The 17320-nt window shown below is 59.6% G+C and carries 17 protein-coding genes; 13 read left to right on the plus strand and 4 right to left on the minus strand.

The features are described from left to right. The first annotated feature begins 61 nt into the window (after positions 1-61). The 12 genes from FXO11_RS01625 (at position 62) to FXO11_RS01680 (ending at position 12022) form a co-directional block, all read left to right on the plus strand. The gene (locus tag FXO11_RS01625; protein WP_148861265.1) at positions 62-847 is read left to right on the plus strand and encodes an SDR family NAD(P)-dependent oxidoreductase; all 786 of its coding nucleotides are present in this window, start codon (positions 62-64) and stop codon (positions 845-847) included. Continuing rightward, entirely contained in the window at positions 847-1320 is a 474-nt protein-coding gene (locus FXO11_RS01630) for a PaaI family thioesterase (protein WP_148861266.1), read from the plus strand. Before FXO11_RS01625 ends, FXO11_RS01630 begins: the two co-directional genes overlap by 1 nt. A gap of 135 nt (positions 1321-1455) precedes the next feature. Further along, positions 1456-2679: an acyl-CoA dehydrogenase family protein gene (locus tag FXO11_RS01635; RefSeq protein ID WP_148861267.1), complete on the plus strand. Its 1224-nt coding sequence runs from the start codon at positions 1456-1458 to the stop codon at positions 2677-2679. A 15-nt stretch (positions 2680-2694) separates the two neighbouring features. Then, positions 2695-3462 (plus strand): SDR family NAD(P)-dependent oxidoreductase, encoded by a 768-nt coding sequence (locus FXO11_RS01640; protein ID WP_148861268.1) that lies wholly within the window; start codon positions 2695-2697, stop codon positions 3460-3462. Between the two features lie 7 nt (positions 3463-3469). Then, positions 3470-4555 (plus strand): phosphotransferase, encoded by a 1086-nt coding sequence (locus FXO11_RS01645; protein ID WP_148861269.1) that lies wholly within the window; start codon positions 3470-3472, stop codon positions 4553-4555. Beyond that, positions 4552-5334 (plus strand): 5'/3'-nucleotidase SurE, encoded by a 783-nt coding sequence (surE, locus tag FXO11_RS01650; RefSeq protein WP_148861270.1) that lies wholly within the window; start codon positions 4552-4554, stop codon positions 5332-5334. The genes FXO11_RS01645 and surE overlap by 4 nt, the downstream gene beginning before the upstream one ends. Positions 5335-5383: 49 nt before the next feature. Beyond that, positions 5384-7054 carry a long-chain fatty acid--CoA ligase gene (locus tag FXO11_RS01655; RefSeq protein ID WP_148861271.1) on the plus strand — a complete coding sequence of 557 codons (1671 nt, stop codon included), beginning with the start codon at positions 5384-5386 and terminating at the stop codon, positions 7052-7054. Positions 7055-7400: 346 nt separating this feature from the next. Further along, positions 7401-8264, plus strand: coding sequence for a branched-chain amino acid ABC transporter permease (locus FXO11_RS01660; protein ID WP_148861272.1), 864 nt, complete (start codon positions 7401-7403; stop codon positions 8262-8264). Between the two features lie 2 nt (positions 8265-8266). Further along, complete coding sequence (locus FXO11_RS01665; RefSeq protein ID WP_148861273.1) at positions 8267-9295, plus strand: branched-chain amino acid ABC transporter permease; 1029 nt, start codon at positions 8267-8269, stop codon at positions 9293-9295. Continuing rightward, positions 9288-10055: an ABC transporter ATP-binding protein gene (locus FXO11_RS01670; protein ID WP_148861274.1), complete on the plus strand. Its 768-nt coding sequence runs from the start codon at positions 9288-9290 to the stop codon at positions 10053-10055. The genes FXO11_RS01665 and FXO11_RS01670 overlap by 8 nt, the downstream gene beginning before the upstream one ends. Continuing rightward, positions 10042-10749, plus strand: a complete 708-nt coding sequence (locus tag FXO11_RS01675; RefSeq protein ID WP_148861275.1) for an ABC transporter ATP-binding protein — start codon at positions 10042-10044, stop codon at positions 10747-10749. The genes FXO11_RS01670 and FXO11_RS01675 overlap by 14 nt, the downstream gene beginning before the upstream one ends. A gap of 115 nt (positions 10750-10864) precedes the next feature. After that, positions 10865-12022, plus strand: a complete 1158-nt coding sequence (locus tag FXO11_RS01680) for an ABC transporter substrate-binding protein (RefSeq protein WP_148861276.1) — start codon at positions 10865-10867, stop codon at positions 12020-12022. Between the two features lie 168 nt (positions 12023-12190). Here the strand turns inward: FXO11_RS01680 and FXO11_RS01685 are convergent, their stop codons facing one another. Continuing rightward, entirely contained in the window at positions 12191-12646 is a 456-nt protein-coding gene (locus tag FXO11_RS01685) for a MaoC family dehydratase (protein ID WP_148861277.1), read from the minus strand. Positions 12647-12779: 133 nt separating this feature from the next. Between FXO11_RS01685 and FXO11_RS01690 the strand changes: the two genes are divergently transcribed. Next, positions 12780-13808: an NADP-dependent oxidoreductase gene (locus tag FXO11_RS01690; protein WP_148861278.1), complete on the plus strand. Its 1029-nt coding sequence runs from the start codon at positions 12780-12782 to the stop codon at positions 13806-13808. Between the two features lie 172 nt (positions 13809-13980). Here FXO11_RS01690 and FXO11_RS01695 read toward each other — a convergent pair whose 3' ends face one another. The 3 genes from FXO11_RS01695 to FXO11_RS01705 form a co-directional block, all read right to left on the minus strand. After that, positions 13981-14748, minus strand: a complete 768-nt coding sequence (locus FXO11_RS01695; protein WP_148861279.1) for a class II aldolase/adducin family protein — start codon at positions 14746-14748, stop codon at positions 13981-13983. A 102-nt stretch (positions 14749-14850) separates the two neighbouring features. Continuing rightward, positions 14851-15993, minus strand: a complete 1143-nt coding sequence (locus FXO11_RS01700; RefSeq protein WP_148861280.1) for an acyl-CoA dehydrogenase family protein — start codon at positions 15991-15993, stop codon at positions 14851-14853. Positions 15994-16004: 11 nt separating this feature from the next. Beyond that, a complete protein-coding gene (locus FXO11_RS01705; RefSeq protein ID WP_148861281.1) occupies positions 16005-17201 on the minus strand; it encodes an acyl-CoA dehydrogenase family protein in 1197 nt (398 codons plus the stop codon). Positions 17202-17320 lie beyond the last annotated feature (119 nt).

Genomic DNA, 17320 nt, shown 5'->3' on the forward strand with positions numbered 1-17320 from the left:
TCTGGTTTCGGTTTCAGACGGTATACCAAAACAGGATTTCACAACAAAACAGGAGCATTCCATGATGCGTTTCAGGAAACGTGTGGCTCTGGTCACCGGCGCCGGAAGCGGTATCGGACGCGCTGTCGCCCTGCGCTTGGCCCGCGAAGGCGCCATTGTCGCGCTGGTGGATCAGTCCGAGGCTGGCCTGATGGAAACCGAAGGCGTCCTGCCTGAGGACACCGAGTTCATGCGCCGGGTGATGGACGTCTCGGACGAATCGGCGGTCGAGGGACTGGTCAGCGATGTGATGCGCACCTACGGCCAGATCGATGTGCTCTGCAACAACGCCGGCATCTCCGGCAAGCACCCCCCGATTACCGAGCAGGACCGCCAGGAGTGGGATCGCATTTTGTCCGTCAATCTGATCGGTCCCATGCTGTTCATTAAACATGTGGCGCCGCATATGCAGGCCCGTCGAATCGGCAGCATCGTTAACACCGCGTCGGTAGCGGGCATTCGTTCCGGCGCCGGCGGCAATGCCTACAGTGCGTCCAAGGCGGGCGTGATCAACCTGACCCAGACCGCCGCCTGTGACCTGGGCGGCGACAACGTACGGGTCAATGCGGTCTGCCCGGGACTGATCGAAACCGGTATGACCCAGCCGATCTTCGACTACGCTCGCGCCAACGAGAAAGCCCACAAGCTGGGCGCGCGCTGCGAACTCCGCCGTTACGGTGCTCCTGAGGAAATCGCTGCGGCGATCCTGTTCCTGGCCAGCGACGACGCCAGCTATATCACCGGTCAGGCGCTGCCGGTGGACGGCGGCAACACGGCCTCCCTGAACCTGCCTGGAATGAAAGTCTGATGTCTGATGTTGAAAACCAGGACTCTATGGATTCCAAAAACCTGCCGGGTTTCCACAATGTCCTCGGCTATCGCCAAGTCTCGTGGGAACAAGACCGGGCGGTGATTGCTGTTGAGCTGCAGCCTCACCATTTGAACCTGGCCGGTGTCATCCACGGCGGCGTACTGACCTCGCTGCTGGATATCGCGTTGGCCCAGGCGGGCACCTACTGCCCTTATCCCGGCCGTATCCGCAAGGCCATCACCTTGTCATTGACCACAACGTTCACCGGGCAATGCAGCGGTGGCGTGATTACGATTACCGGCCTCAGGCGGGCCGGTGGCAATCGCATTTTTAACAGCTCCGGCGAAGTTCGCGATGAAAAGGGCCAGTTACTCGCCATTGGCGAGGGCACCTTACGCATCCGTTCCGGCAGCGAAAGCCCTGAGGGTGTTCCGCTAGACGAGTTTCGCCAACATGTTCAGAAGCCGTGAAGGGGTTGGTTGACGCAGTCCTCCATAGGCTGGCGCAACCCAATAGGTGGCAGCCGCTATAGATAGAAGGTGCTATAGATAGAAGGCGCTAGCCGAACGCCCCTAAAACCTACAACGACAGAATGAGGCACAACCATGTTTGAACTTTCCGAAAAGGCCCAGGCGCTACGCGAGCAAGTCATCGCGTTCATGGACGAGCACGTCTATCCCAACGAGCACCTGCACCACGAGCAGATCGAGAAGGCCGAGAATCGCTGGGCGCCAACGGCCATCCTGGAGGAGCTGAAAGGCAAGGCCAAGGCCGCGGGCCTGTGGAATCTCTTTCTGCCGGAAAGCGACTACGGCGCCGGCCTGACCAATTTCGAATACGCCCACCTGTGCGAAATCATGGGGCGCTCCCATATGGCGCCAGAGGTGTTCAATTGCTCAGCGCCCGACACCGGCAACATGGAAACCATCGCCCGCTACGGTTCTCCTGAGCAGCAGAAACAGTGGTTGGAGCCGCTGCTGGCCGGTGAAATCCGCTCCTGCTTTTCTATGACCGAGCCGGGGGTGGCATCGTCGGACGCCACCAACATCAGCTGTGAAATCCGTCGCGACGGCGACGAGTACGTGATCAACGGCCGCAAATGGTGGTCCTCCGGCGCGATGACCACCACCTGCAAGATTGCCATCGTGATGGGCAAGACCGACGCCGGGGCGGAAAAGCATAAGCAGCAATCCATGATCCTGGTGCCGCTGGATGCTCCGGGCGTGAAGATTATCCGCCCGCTGACCGTGTTCGGCTATGACCATGCACCCCACGGCCATGCGGAAATCGAATACAACGATGTGCGGGTGCCGGCCAGCAACATGCTGCTGGGCGAGGGCCGTGGTTTCGAGATTGCTCAGGGCCGTTTGGGGCCGGGCCGCATTCACCACTGTATGCGCACCATCGGCGTGGCCGAGCGCGCGCTGGAAGCCATGTGCCAGCGGGTCAACGAGCGTGAAGCGTTTGGCAAGCCGCTGGCCCAGTTCGACTCCATCCGCAAGGATATCGCCCGCTCACGTATGGAAATCGAACAATGCCGCCTGCTGACCCTGAAGGCCGCACACATGATGGATACCGTGGGTAATAAGGTGGCGCGTCAGGAAATTGCCATGATCAAGGTCGCCGCGCCGAGTATGGCGTTGCGGGTGCTGGATCGCGCTATCCAGGTGCATGGCGCCATGGGCGTGTGTCAGGACTCCTTCCTGGCGGCGGCATGGGCGCAGGTGCGTACCCTGCGGCTGGCGGACGGTCCGGACGAGGTGCATTTGGACTCCATCGCCAAGTTGGAGCTCCGCAACTTTCCACAAACCCACTCTAAATCCCACTGATCAGGAGCCCCGACCATGACCAACCCATTGTTCGATATGACCGGCAAGGTGGCCTTGATCACCGGTTCCACCAAAGGTATCGGCCGTTCCATCGCCGAAGAGATGGCCCGCTGCGGCGCCAAAGTGGTGATTTCCAGCCGCAAGGCGGACGTTTGCGAGCAAGTCGCTGGCGAGCTGAAAGAGCAGGGCTTCGAGGCCATTGCCGTGCCTTGCCATGTGGGTCGTAAGGACGACCTGAAGAACCTGGTGGACAAGACCCTGGATGCCTTTGGCCAGATCGACGTACTGGTTTGCAATGCCGCCACCAACCCGGTTTACGGTCCGACTCAAGACATGACCGACGACGCCTGGGATAAGATCATGGACACCAACGTCAAGGGCACCTTCTGGCTGACCCAGATGGTGCTGCCGCACATGGCCGAGCGCGGCGATGGCCAGGTGGTCCTGCTATCCAGCATCGCCGGCATTCGCGGCAACACCGTGATCGGCACTTACGGCGTATCCAAGGCTGCGGAAGCGGCGCTGGCCCGTAACCTGGCGGTGGAGTGGGGCCCCAAGGGCATCCGCGTCAATTCGATTGCACCGGGCCTGGTCCGTACCGACTTTGCCAAAGCGCTGGTCGAGGACCCGGTTCGACTCAAACGGGTGGAAGAAAAGACACCCCTGCGCCGTATCGGCGAGCCGGTTGATATCGCCGGTCTGGCGGTATTCCTATCCACCAAGGCCAGCGCCTACATCACCGGACAGGTGATCGTGGCGGACGGCGGAGAGACCGTTGGCTGAGGTGAGCATGTCCGCTGTAGCGAATCTCGATCCACAACTGGTGGACGTCCTCGACGCCCACCGGTTCGACGCGCAGAAACTCAAGGGCTGGTTGCAGAATGCCATGCCCGATATTGGCGAGCGCCTCGACGTCAAGCAGTTCCAGGGTGGGCAATCCAACCCCACCTTCCTGCTGGACACCGATAGCGGCCGCTATGTCCTGCGCAAGAAGCCGCCGGGAAAAACCCTGCCCTCCGCTCACATGGTGGAGCGTGAGTACAAGGTGATCCGGGCGCTGTCCGATAACACCGATGTGCCTGTGCCCCGAGCCCGGGTCTTATGCGAGGACTCGGACATTATCGGCACGCCGTTCTATGTGATGGATTTCATGCCCGGGCGTGTTGTCAGTCATCCGGCACTGCGGGCGCTGGATCGTCACGAGCGCCGCCCGGTGCACGAAGCGGCCATAGACACCTTGGCACAGATGCACGCGGTGGATGTGAATGCCGTTGGCCTGGGTGACTACGGCCGGCCGGAAGGCTACGTGGCCCGTCAGGTGGCCCGCTGGACCAAGCAGTATCAGGCCTCCAAGACCGACGACATGCCGGCCATGGACAATCTGATGGCCTGGCTGCCGGATCACCTGCCTAAAATGGACGAGTGCGCCATCGCTCATGGCGACTACCGTCTCGGCAATCTGATGGTGGCTCCGGACAAGCCCGAGATCATTGCGATCCTGGACTGGGAGCTGTCCACCCTGGGCCACCCATTGGCGGACCTGGCGTACTACTGCTTGCCGTATCACCTGCCGATGGATCTGGAAGGTTCCCGCGGGATCGTGGGCGAGGACCTGGAAGCCTTGAACATTCCGGACGAGCAGGAAGTGGTCGAGCGCTACTGCCGCCAGTCCGGTCGAACCGGTATCGATGATTGGCACGTGTTCCTGGCGTTCTCCTTGTTCCGCCTGGCGGCCATCGTCCAGGGCGTTTATGCCCGTGCGCTGCAGGGCAACGCTAGCAACGCCGATGCGCTCCAGGTGGGTAAGCGGGCCAGTATGCTGGCGGACGCCGGCTGGCGCATCGCCCAGAACGGTGCCAAGGGGGTGTCGGTGTGAGCGACCCTATCGTACGCCGCATTCTGATTACCAATGACGACGGCATCAACGCGCCGGGTTTGGCCGTTCTTGAGCGGATTGCCCACAAGCTGGCGGAAGAAGTCTGGGTGGTGGCGCCGGAGCACGACCGCAGTGGTGCCGGGCAAAGCATTTCCATACATACGCCGTTGCGCTGCTATGCGCAGGATGACAGCGGTCGCCGCTTTGCACTGTCGGGTACGCCGGCGGATTGCGTGCTGTTCGCCCAGGCGGAATGGTTTGGCGAAACGCTGCCGGACCTGGTGCTTTCCGGCGTCAACTGCGGCGCCAATATCAGCGATTCCGTGCAGTATTCCGGCACCGTCGGCGCGGTACTTACCGCGGAGCACCTGGGGATTCCCGCGATGGCCTTGAGCCAGGCGTTCCTCAACCGCGAGGGGATCGACTGGTCACCGGTGACCGAGCTGGGTGAGCGGGTGATCCGCGCCCTCTGGCGTCCTCGGGAACAGCCGACCTGTTGCTGGAATATCAATTTCCCCGCGTGTGCCGCCACTGACGTGAAGGATCTGCGCTGGGCTCGCCAGTCCAGCGGTTCGATCCAGCGCACCCAACTACTGGCGGGACAGGACGGCCGCAGCTTGCCGTACTGGTGGCTAAGTTTTGAGCGCAGCTCGAAGCACATTGTGGCACCGGATATGGACGTTGCCGTACTGCGTGATCATGCGGTGGCGGTAACGCCGCTGCGCAGCATGGCGCCGCTACCGGATGACGAGGCGAGCAGTCTGATCGCGAACGAATGACGAAGTAATTGGCCCGGTAAGCGCGGGCCGGACTACGGGAGAACAAGAGATGTTTACGAGACACCATGGGGTCTGGCCAAAAGAGTTGCCCAAGACCATGACGCTGCCCAAAACCAGCGTGTTTACCAATCTGTCCATTGCGGCACAGCGCTACCCGGATCATCCGGCCATCATCTTCTATGACAAGGTGATGACCTACCAGCAACTGCTGGACGAAACCGAGGCCCTGGCCGGCTATCTCCAGGAGAAAGGCGTAAAGAAGGGCGACCGGGTCCTCCTTTATATGCAGAACTCGCCCCAGTACGTCGTGAGCTACTACGCCATCCTGCGGGCGGATGCGGCGGTGATCCCGGTCAACCCGATGAACCGGGCGGCGGAGCTGGAGCATTACATTAGCGATACCGACGCCCGCCTTTGTTTAGCGGGCCAGGAGCTGGCGGGGTTCATCGCGCCTTTGGTAGGCAATACACATCTGGAAGAAGTGGTGGTCGCCGCCTACAACAGCTACATCGATGCCAACACCGACCTCAACCTACCCGCAGAGGTGGCCGCGCCGGCCGCTAAGCTGGAAGCGCCGGGGTTGGTGAGCTGGGACGAGGTGATCAAGGCCGGCCATGTGCCCGGACCGCATACGGCAGGCCCTGACGATATAGCCGTGATTCCCTATAGCTCCGGCACCACCGGTGCGCCCAAGGGCTGTACCCATATTCACCGTGGCGTGATGGCGACAGCCGTGCACCGGGCCTACTGGAACCTGAGCACCGCGGATACGGTTCAGCTTTCGACGTTGCCGTTCTTCCATGTGACCGGTATGACCGGCTCAATGAACAGTCCGATCTACAGCGGTTCCATCTCGGTGATCATGACCCGCTGGGATCGCACCACGGCGGCCAAGCTGATCGAGCGTTACAAGGTCACCGGCTGGACCAACATCGTCACCATGGCGGTGGATTTCCTATCCAACCCCGAACTGGCCAATTACGACATTAGCAGCCTCAAGACCATCGGTGGTGGCGGTGCCGCCATGCCGGCGGCCGTCGCATCCAAATTGAAAACCCTCACGGGTTTGAATTACATCGAAGGCTACGGCCTGTCGGAAACCATGGCGGCCACCCATATCAACCCGTCTAATGCACCGAAGGCTCAATGTCTCGGGGTGCCGGTATTCGACGTGGATTCGCGCATCGTCGATGTAGAAACCTTGCAGGAAAAAGGTCCGGGCGAGGTGGGCGAGATCGTCAGCAATGGCCCGCAGGTCACCGTGGGCTACTGGAACCGGCCGATGGAAACCGAAGCCGCATTTATCGAGCTGGACGGCAAACGCTTCTTCCGCACGGGCGATCTGGGCTACTACGACGAGGACGGCTACTTCTTCATGGTCGACCGGGTGAAGCGGATGATCAATGCTTCCGGCTTCAAGGTGTGGCCCTCGGAGGTGGAAAGCCTGATGTACCGTCATCCCTCGATCCACGAATGTTGTGTGATCTCGGCGCCGGATCCCAAACGGGGCGAAACCGTAAAAGCCTGCATCGTGCTGACGCCCGAAGCGGAGGGAACGGTCACGGCCGAGGAGATCATTGCCTGGTGCAAGGAAGAGATGTCGGCCTACAAGGTGCCGCAACAGGTCGAGTTCGTCATCGAGCTGCCTAAATCGCCCACCGGCAAGGTGATGTGGCGTGCCCTGCAGGAGCAGGAATGGCAGGACCAGACTGCGGTCTAGACGCTCCATCGGTCATTGAGAAATAGAACGGGAACCGCCGGTCCGACTGGCGGTCTCTGTTTCACTAAAGCCATAAAAAAAATGGCATAGGTTCGCAGAGTGGAATTGTATTTTGTATGTTGACAGGAAGTCTGCGCAGTGTACTCTTTAGAGAAAGGTGATATCACAAACTAATCACCTGGCTGAAGACGCACTGCCAAGGCTGAGCCCGCGGTCCTGACAGCACCACAACGTCCTGACAGCACCACAACGTCCTGACAGCACCACAAAGAAAGTAAAGACCCAAAAGCTCCGCCGGTTACCCGAACCTGCGGTATATAACAACAACTGCCAAGAGGGGGCCAACTTGAACCTCTTTTTCCAAAACATCGTCAACGGGCTAACGCTTGGGAGTATCTACGGTCTCGTAGCTCTCGGCCTGACGCTCGTCTACGGTATCCTGCATATCCCTAACTTCGCCCATGGCGCGCTCTACATGGTAGGGGCGTTCATGTCGTATTTCCTGATGGTCGACATCGGTGCTCACTACTGGGTCGCCATGGCCGGTTCTGCGGTCATCGTTGCGGCCCTGGCCGTGATCTGTGAACGCCTGGTATTCCATCCCCTGCGTCATTCCCCGCCCATTCATGACAAGATCGCCGCCATCGGCATTCTGTTGTTCCTGGAAGCGGTGGTGCAGATGTTCTGGGGTTCGGACTTCCGCCGCATGTCCTCGCCGTTCACCGGCATCATGAACTTCGATGGCCTGATTATCCCCGAGCAGCGGGCGCTGATTATCGTTGGCGCACTGGTGCTGGTGGTGGCGCTGCAGCTATTCCTGCGCAAGACCATGACCGGCGCCACCATCATCGCCATGGCGCAGAACCGTGAAGGCGCCTTCCTGGTGGGCATCGACGCCAACCGAGTGGCCATGATGACCTTCGCCATCTCCGGCGTGCTGGCGGCCTTTGCCGCGACGCTCTATGCGCCGATCAATCTGGTCTATCCGGCCATGGGGCACATCGTCATCATGAAAGCGTTCGTCATCATCATCCTCGGCGGCATGGGCAGTATTCCCGGCGCCATCGTCGGTGGCATGATCATCGGCTTCGCCGAGGCGTTTGGCGGCTTTTATATCTCGACCAGCTATAAGGACATTATCGCGTTCGGCCTGCTTGTGCTGATCCTGTCCGTTCGTCCGCAAGGCCTATTCGCGAAGGGGGCGCACTAATCATGTTGTTCAAACTGGCTTCCCTTTTCATGCATCCGGCGTTCAAGTATGCGCTGATTGTGCTGGCTTTGTTGTTCCCGCTGTTCGCCAGTAACGAGTACCAGATCTACGTGATGGCATCGGCCTTTGTCTGGGCCATTGCCGTGTACGGTCTGAACATCATTACCGGCTTCTGCGGCCAGCTGAACCTGGCCCATGGCGGCTTCTTCGCCATCGGCGCCTACACGCTGGGCCTGCTCAGTGCCGACTATGGCTGGAGCTTCTGGCCGGCGTTCGTGGCGGCGCTGCTGATGACGGCGTTGCTGGGTTTCTTGGTGGGCGTGGTGTCGCTGCGCCTGAAGGAGCACTACTTTGCGATCTTCACCCTGTGTGTGGGCTTCATCATTTATCTGCTGCTGGATAAGTGGGAAGAGTTGACCCATGGTCCGATCGGCGTGCGTGATATCGCTGCACCCAACGGTTTTGGTCTGGTGGATTTCACCCAAACGGTGCCCTTCTACTATTTGGTTCTGGCGTTCCTGGTCTTCGCCATGTGGTTTATGGGCAAGCTGTCCCGCTCGCTGCTGGGCCGCACCTTCGTGGCGATCCGCAACGGCGACGAACTGGCGCAGTCCTTGGGCATCAATCTGATGCGCAACAAGACTATGGCCTTTGTGCTATCGACAACCTATGCCGGTATGGCAGGCGCGCTCTACGCGGGCATGATCCGGTTCATCGGGCCGGAAGAAGCCAATGTCCAGCATACTTTCGACATGATTACCTACCTGCTGGTGGGCGGTATCGGCACCATCTCCGGACCGCTACTGGGTACCGTGGGTATCGTCTGGATCACCCAGTCCCTGCAGTTCCTGGAAGAGTACCGAATGATCATCTTCGGCCCACTGCTGGTGCTCTTGGTGATTTTCTTCCCCCGCGGGTTCGTCGGTTCCTTCCTCACCTGGATGCACCGTCAATCCCAGAAACGCGCTGCGCCGAGCAAGAAGAAGGAAAGCCGTGTCAGCACCGGCAAGGGGGTAGAGAACAATGCTTAAGATCGAAAACCTCACCAAGATGTTTGGTGGCCTGGCGGCGGTGAACGATGTCTCCGTCGAGTTCGAGGCCCACAAGGTGAACGCCATCATCGGGCCCAACGGCGCCGGTAAGAGCACCTTCTTCAACCTGGTCGCCGGCACGCACAAGCCCACGTCCGGACGCATCATCCTCGACGGCGAGGACATCACGCCGCTGCGCTGCGACTTCATTGCCCAGCGCGGGGTGGGCCGCACCTTCCAGACCACTAACCTGTTCGAGCAGGCGTCGGTGCTGGACAACCTGATCGTCGGTCACCGGCTGCGGACCCAGTCCGGTCTGTGGGACGTGCTGATCAACTCCAAGCGGTTGCAGGCGGAAGAAAAGGCCTGTCGCGAGAAAGCCCGCGAGGCACTGAACTTCGTCGGTCTGTCCCATGTGGAAAACCAGTTCATCGCCGACATCACCCAGGAAGAGCGCAAGCGCGTGGCTTTCGCCCTGGCCTTGGCTACCGATCCCAAGATCGTGCTGCTGGATGAGCCGGCCGCCGGGGTCAACCCGGAAGAGACTGAAGGCCTGGCGGACCTGATGCGTAAGATGGTCAAGCATGGGCTGACCGTTTGCCTGATCGAGCACAAGATGGACATGATCATGGGCATCGCCGACAAGATCATGGTGCTCGACCATGGCGAGAAGATAGCCGAGGGCACGCCGAAGGAAGTCCGGGAGAATCCGGTTGTCATCGAAGCCTACCTGGGGAGTGACGAAGATGTTGCAGCTTAAAAATGTCGACGTCTGCTATGGCAGCTTCAAGGCCCTCAACAACATCTCGATGAGTGTGGATACCGGCGAGTTGGTCGTCCTGCTGGGGGCTAACGGCGCCGGTAAGTCCACCTTGTTCAATACGCTTAGCGGCCTGAACAAGCCGACCGCCGGCGAGATCGAATTCGAGGGCAAACGGATCGGCGGGCTCAAGCCCAGTGCGGTGGTCTCGTCGGGCATCGTGCAATGCGCCGAGGGCCGTAAACTGTTCCCGCAGATGAGCGTCATGCAGAACCTGATGATGGGCGCCTATGTTCATCGCCGGGATAAGTCCGGCAGCAAGAAGTACCTGGACGAGGTACTGGAGCTGTATCCGATCCTGAAAGAAAAGGCGGATCAGCCGGCGGGCTCCCTGTCCGGCGGTCAGCAACAGATGGTGGCCATCGGTCGCGCGCTGATGAGCCGTCCGCGTCTGCTGATGCTGGACGAACCGTCTCTGGGGCTGGCACCACTGGTGGTGCGCCAGATGTTCGAGACGATTCAGAAAATTAACAGCCTGGGAACCACGGTTCTGCTGGCTGAACAGAATGCCTTTGCGGCACTGAAGATTGCCAGCCGTGCTTACGTCATGGAAAACGGCCAACTGGTCATGGAAGGTGACCGGGAAACCATGCTGGGCAATGAGCAGGTGCGCAAGGCATATATCGGGGCTTAAGCAAAGTCCCGTCTTGAGTACGGAGCACAACGCAAAACCTGGACGAGCAATTCATCAAACAACAAATAATCGTTATCCAACAAGAATGACAGGCGCAATACCCAAGGAGAAAACAATGAGAATGCTGAAAAAACTTGGTCGTGCGATCGCAGTGGCAACGTTGGGCGCGGGCATCTCCGCTGGCGCCATGGCGGAATCCACAGTGAATATCGGTTTTACCGGTCCGCTCAGCGGTGGCGCCGCCCTCTACGGCGAGAACACCCTGTCCGGCCTGCGCATGGCTGCGGACGAGGTCAATGCCAACGGTGGTTTCGACATTAATGGCGAAACCTACAAGGTGAACATCATTTCCCTGGATGACCGGTATTCCCCGGCCCAGGCGGCGACCAATGCCAAGCGCCTGAAGCAGGAATCCAACGTCCCGGCGGTTTTCGTTCCGCATTCCGGCGGTATCTTTGCACTGCAGGATTTCAATGAGCAGGACAACTTCCTGATCATGGCCTACACCAGTGTCCCCACGGTTACCGAAAAGGGCAACGCGCTGACCATCCGTATCCCGCCGACGTTCGACGGCTACGTTCGTGCCTTCACCGACTATGCTCTGGAGCACGAGGGCAAGAAGCTCGGTATGGGCGGAGCTACCCACGAATACGCCAAGATTTGGGGCAGCATGATTGAGAAGGCCTGGACCTCGAAAGGCGGGGAAGTTGTGGCTAACAACCCGATGGATTACAACAAGTCCGCCGACTTCTATACCGGCGTCAGCCGTATCGTTGCCTCCAATCCGGACGTGATGTTCGTGGGTGGCGCGTCCGAGCCGACGGGGCTTGTCGTGCAGCAGGCGCGTCAGTTGGGCTTCCAGGGCGGTTTTATCGTCATGGATCAGGCAAAAATCGATGAGGTCGCAGATGTGGCCGGCGGTCTGGAGATGGTGGAGGGTGCCATTGGCGTCGTTCCGCTGTCTGTCTATGAGACGCCAGCCGCCCAGGACTTCATCAAGCGTTACGAAGATGAGTTCGGTAAAACCCCCGGCTCCGAGGCTGCCTACAACTACCTGGCGCTCCACGGTCTGGTAAAGGCGATGGACATGGCTGAAACCACTGATCCGAAGAAGATCCGTGCCACCATGAGCGAAGCGATGGCGAGTCTTGAAGATTCCAAGAACCCGTATGAGGTCACTGAAGTGACCGATAAGGGCGGTTTTGTCACCGAAACCACCCTTGCGGTGGTCGAGGACGGCAAGATTGTCCAGAAGCCGATTGAAGACCAGTAAGCTCGGCTGAACAAAAAAGGGGCCCGCGGGCCCCTTTTTTAGTGCGGAAGCCAGGGCAGCCCTGCGGGCTGCTCCGAAGCTGAAGCGTCGGCTACATTTTGCGGGCAACTCGAGTGTGTAGCAGAAGCTTTAGCTTCTGAGGCGCCGCAGGCGCCCCTATTCGACAAATCACCGCACATACATTACCAGATTCTCCGCCACACAGGCCGGCTTGTCCTCACCCTCGATCTGGACCTGGGTGGTGTAGGTCGCCAGCACTCGCTGGTCGTCAACGGCGCTGACGTCTTTAAGGGTCACCTCGGTACGGATGGCCGATCCGGACTTGACCGCCGCCGGGAAGCGAAGCTTGTTAAGCCCATAGTTGATGCTGGCGGAGGTGCCGGTCACCTTGATGATGCCCTGATTTAGCAGAGGGATGAGCGACACGGTCAGAAACCCGTGGGCGACCGGGCTTTTCCAGGGCGCTTCGCGTTTGGCCCGCTCAACATCGACATGGATCCACTGATGATCGCCAGTGGCATCCGCGAAGGCCTGGATCATCTCTTGGGAGATAGTTTTCCAGGGGCTGTGGCCAATCAGGGTGTCGGTGTGTTGAGAAAGGTCATCCAAGGCGATTTCTTTCATTGTTGGTCCCATTGTTTTTGTGGTGGAGTGTTTCGAAAAGAGAAATTAAGTTCCGAAATTCATTTTGAAGAACCGCTGCAGCGGGTGCAATGACCAATGCACTCGGTTCAGCCACTAACAGAGGATATGGATAATGGAACAGAATCAACAATACATTCTCGCCTCCCGCCCGTCTGGCATGCCGGATGAGGATCACTTGGCGCTCAAGGATTCACCGATACCGAAGCCCGAAGAGGGACAGGTGTTGCTGAAGACGATTTATCTGTCGCTCGACCCTTACATGCGCGGCCGAATGAATGCGGGTGCCTCTTACGCAAGAGGTGTGGAAATCGGCGAGGTGATGACGGGTGGCACCGTCAGCGAAGTGGTGGAAAGCCGGTTCGAGGGCCTCCAACAAGGCGACATCGTGCTCAGCCACAGTGGCTGGCAACGCTACGACGTGGCTGCGGGCGAGGGCCTGAGAAAGCTCGACCCGGCGGAGGCGCCGGTCAGCACAGCCGTGGGCGTGCTCGGCATGCCGGGTTTCACGGCCTATGTCGGCCTGCTGGACTTGGGGTTGCCCAAGACGGGTGAGACTGTTGTGGTTTCGGCCGCCTCAGGCGCCGTGGGGCAGGTGGTGGGACAGATTGCCAAGCTCAAGGGGTGCCGGGTGGTCGGCGTCGCAGGGGCTGACGACAAGTGCCGCCACGTGGTCAACACCTATGGCTTCGACGCGTGTATCAACTACAAGGACGATGATTTCGAAACCCAGCTTGACCGGGCCTGTCCGGACGGCATCGATATCTACTTCGAGAATGTCGGTGGCAAGGTGTTCGATGCAGTGATGAAGCGAGTCAACGATTTTGCCCGCATACCCGTGTGTGGCCGCATAGCCCATTACAACCAGACCTCATTGCCTGAAGGGGCCGACCGTCTGATTCCGTTTATGGGGAAGGTTTTGATCAAGCGTCTGACGATTCGCGGTTTTATCCAGTCGGACCATCTGGAGCGTCATTCGGACTTTCTGAAAGACATGGCCGCCTGGATTCGCGAAGGGAAGGTGCAGTACCAGGAAGATATCGTCGACGGGTTTGAAAACACCCTGTCGGCCTTCCAGGGGCTTCTGGAAGGCCGCAACCGGGGCAAGATGCTGGTTCGGGTGGCGGACGATCCGACGTTATAACCTCATTGCTCGAGTCGGGAAGCGAATGGACACCCTCGCCTACGTTGGATTAGACGGCCATCCCTGGCCGGCTAATCCAACCAGGACGTCCCTGTCCTTCCTTCGGCGAGGGCATCCACCCGCTTCCTTCGGGCCTTGGGGTAGCCCCGGAGGATCAGCTCTGCGTTAACCCTTAAACCGCATACCCCGGATTCTTGCTATCCAGCAACCGCAACAACGCCGGCCAGGTCAGCTTGGCCGCCTTGCCCAGCGACTGGGATTGCTCACGCGTCGTGGCGATGGCCTCGTCAGACGGTATCCAGGTGGGTCCGCACGCCTGGGCTTTCACCTGGATCTCACAGGCCTTCATCAGGAAATAGAGATAGGTGAAGGTCTGCGGTACATCGTTCCCGGCGGTCAGCACGCCGTGATTGCGCAGGATCAGCATCGACTTATCGCCGATGTCCCGGATCAGCCGTTCCCGCTCGTCCAGGTTCAGTGCCACGCCCTCGTAATCGTGATACGCCACATGATCCAGGCAGAGCATCGCCGTCTGGCTCAAGGGCAATAGGCCGTCCTTGTGGGCGGACACCGCCACGCCATCGGCAGCGTGCAGATGCATGACCGCACCAGCGTCCTCACGCCCCATATGGATGGCGCTGTGGATGGTGAAGCCCGCCGGATTGACCCTTGGCAGGCCACCGGCCTGCACGACATTCCCTTCCTGATCCACTTTGACCAGCGACGACGCGGTGATCTCGTGAAACAGCAGGCCATAGGGGTTGATCAGGAAGTGGTGCTCAGGCCCCGGCACCCGGGCGGAGAGGTGGGTGAACACCAGATCGTCCCAGCCGAACAGCGCCACCAGCCGGTAGGCTGCCGCCAAGTCGCAACGGGCCTGCCACTCCTGTTTACGCAAGGCTTTATCCTGATCTTGATCTTGTTGTCGATTGGATTGCATAGGGCCTCCTCAACTAAAAAAGGGGTGGCCAAGGCCACCCCTAAAATTGGGTCTCATAAGGGGATCGAGACCCGGCTCCTCGCACAGAGAACGTGCCTGAAATCAGGAAGCCTGCAGCAGGCCTGCATAAGCTTCCAGGTGGAAATCGTCGTCACCGAACTGGTGGTTGATCATGATCAGCCGCTTAGCGTAGTGCGCCAGACTGTACTCCCAGGTCATGCCGATACCGCCGTGGAGCTGAATGGCCTGCTCGGAAATGAACTGACCGGCGCGACCGATCACATTCTTGGCCGCAGCCAGGGTGCGGGTGCGCTCGTCGCTGGCGACTTCATTGGCCACGTTGGCTGCGAGGATCGACGCAGAGCGCGCCTGCTCAAGCTCCGAACTCATATCCACCATGCGATGCTGCAGTACCTGAAATTTACCGATGGGCACGCCAAACTGCTTGCGGGTCTTCAGGTATTCCAAGGTCAGCTTGATGGACTCTTCCATCGCGCCAATGGCTTCTGCACACAAGGCGGCGACTGCACGACCGGCCTGGTATTGGATCACGTCGCCGGCCTTGCCTTCGGCGCCGATCAGGGCGTCGGCCCCGACCTTGACGTCCTTCAGGAAGATGTCGCAGCCTTTGGCGCCGTCCATGGTCGGATAGACGCGACGCTCGACGCCGGCGGCATTGGGATCGATAGCAAATAGGGACAGGCCTTCGGCATCTCGGCTATCGCCGCTGGTGCGTGCTGAGACAATGATTAGTCCCGCCGCATGGCCGCCGATCAGCACACCCTTACGGCCATTGAGGGTATAACCCTCGCCGGATTTTTTCGCGCGGGTCTCGACGTCGTTCAGGTTGTAATGGCTCTGGGGTTCTTGCAGGCCAACGGCAACTTTCAGTTCGCCAGTGGCGATGCGGCTCAGCCAGTCTTCTTTCTGGCTGTCGCTGGCAGCCTGACTGATGATGCCGCCGCCCAGGATGACCGTTTGCATGTACGGTTCCAGGCACAGGCCGCGACCCAGTTCGGTCATCACCGATTGCACGTCCACGCCGGAGCCACCGAAGCCGCCCAGCTCTTCGGGGAAGGGCACCGCACACAGCCCTAGCTCACCCAGCTGCGTCCAGAATTCTTCGCTGAAGCCCAGTTCGCTTTCGCTGTATTTCAGGCGCTTTTCGAAATCGTATTCACCGCGGACCAAGCGCGCCACGGTGTCTTGCAGCATTTGCTGCTCTTCATTGAGTCTGAAGTCCATGGGGCCTCCTGTTACAGTCCGAGAATCATTTTGGTGACGATGTTCTTCTGGATCTCGTTGGATCCGCCGAAGATCGACAGCTTGCGCATGTTGAAGTACTGCGCGGACAGCGGAGCGCCGTCCTGGTCGGACAGGAAGTCACCGTCGTAATCCAGGTCCAGTTCCTCTTCCACGAACGGCTGGGCATAAGGCCCCAGAGCACGGCGGGCGAGGTCGGTGATGGCCTGACGAATTTCGGTACCCCGGACCTTCAGCATCGAGCTTTCCGCACCCGGTACGCCGCCACCTTCGACGGACGCGACAATGCGCAGGTTGCTGATGCCGGCGGCCATCAGATCGATTTCCACCTGGGCGATGCGCTGGGAAAAAGTCGGATCTTCGATCAGCGGACGGCCATTTTTGGTCTGGCGGCTGGCAATCGACTTCAGGTGGCTCAGCGCTGCCTTGGAGGCGCCGATGCCGGCCAGGCCGGTGCGCTCATAGGTCAGCAGGTACTTGGCGTAAGTCCAGCCCTTGTCTTCTTCGCCCACCAGGTTCTCAACGGGGACTTTGACGTTGTCAAAGAAAACCTCGTTGACCTCGTGCTCGCCATCCAGGGTAATGATCGGACGCACAGTGACGCCCGGCGCCTCCATGTCCATTAGCAGGAAAGAGATGCCTTCCTGAGCTTTTACCTCGGTGTTGGTGCGTACCAGGCAGAAAATCATGTTGGCGTGCTGGCCCAGGGTAGTCCAGGTCTTCTGGCCGTTCACGATATAGTGATCGCCTTCACGTACCGCGCGCGTTTTCAGCGACGCCAGGTCGGAACCGGCGCCCGGCTCGGAGTAGCCCTGGCACCACCAGTCCTCTCCGCTGAGAATGCGCGGCAGGTACTGTTGCTTCTGCTCTTCGGATCCGAACTTGATGATGACCGGCGCCACCATGTTCACGCCAAACGGGATCGAGCGCGGGGCGCCATACCGGCATGACTCTTCGTCCCAAATATGCTTTTGCACCGGCGACCATTTCACCCCGCCATGTTCTTCCGGCCAATGAGTGGCATACCAGCCCTGTTTGCTGAGAATCTGCTGCCAGCGCTCGTGGTCAGCCCGGGACATCCGGCGTCCGCGTTTCACCTTGTCGGCAATGTCCGCCGGCAACTTTTCCTCGAGGAAGCTACGGACCTCGTCACGGAAGGCTCGCTCTTCCGCCGTATAGTTCATGTTCATCGATCAACCTCTCGGTACGCTTCTTATGTTCTGTGTTCTATTGACTATGACGTTCTACGCGGTTTCTGTTTTCCAGGCTTCCGGTGGCTGGTTGTGAAAGCCGATACCGCATAGCAGAA

The sequence above is a fragment of the Marinobacter fonticola genome, from assembly GCF_008122265.1.
Lineage (GTDB): Bacteria > Pseudomonadota > Gammaproteobacteria > Pseudomonadales > Oleiphilaceae > Marinobacter_A > Marinobacter_A fonticola.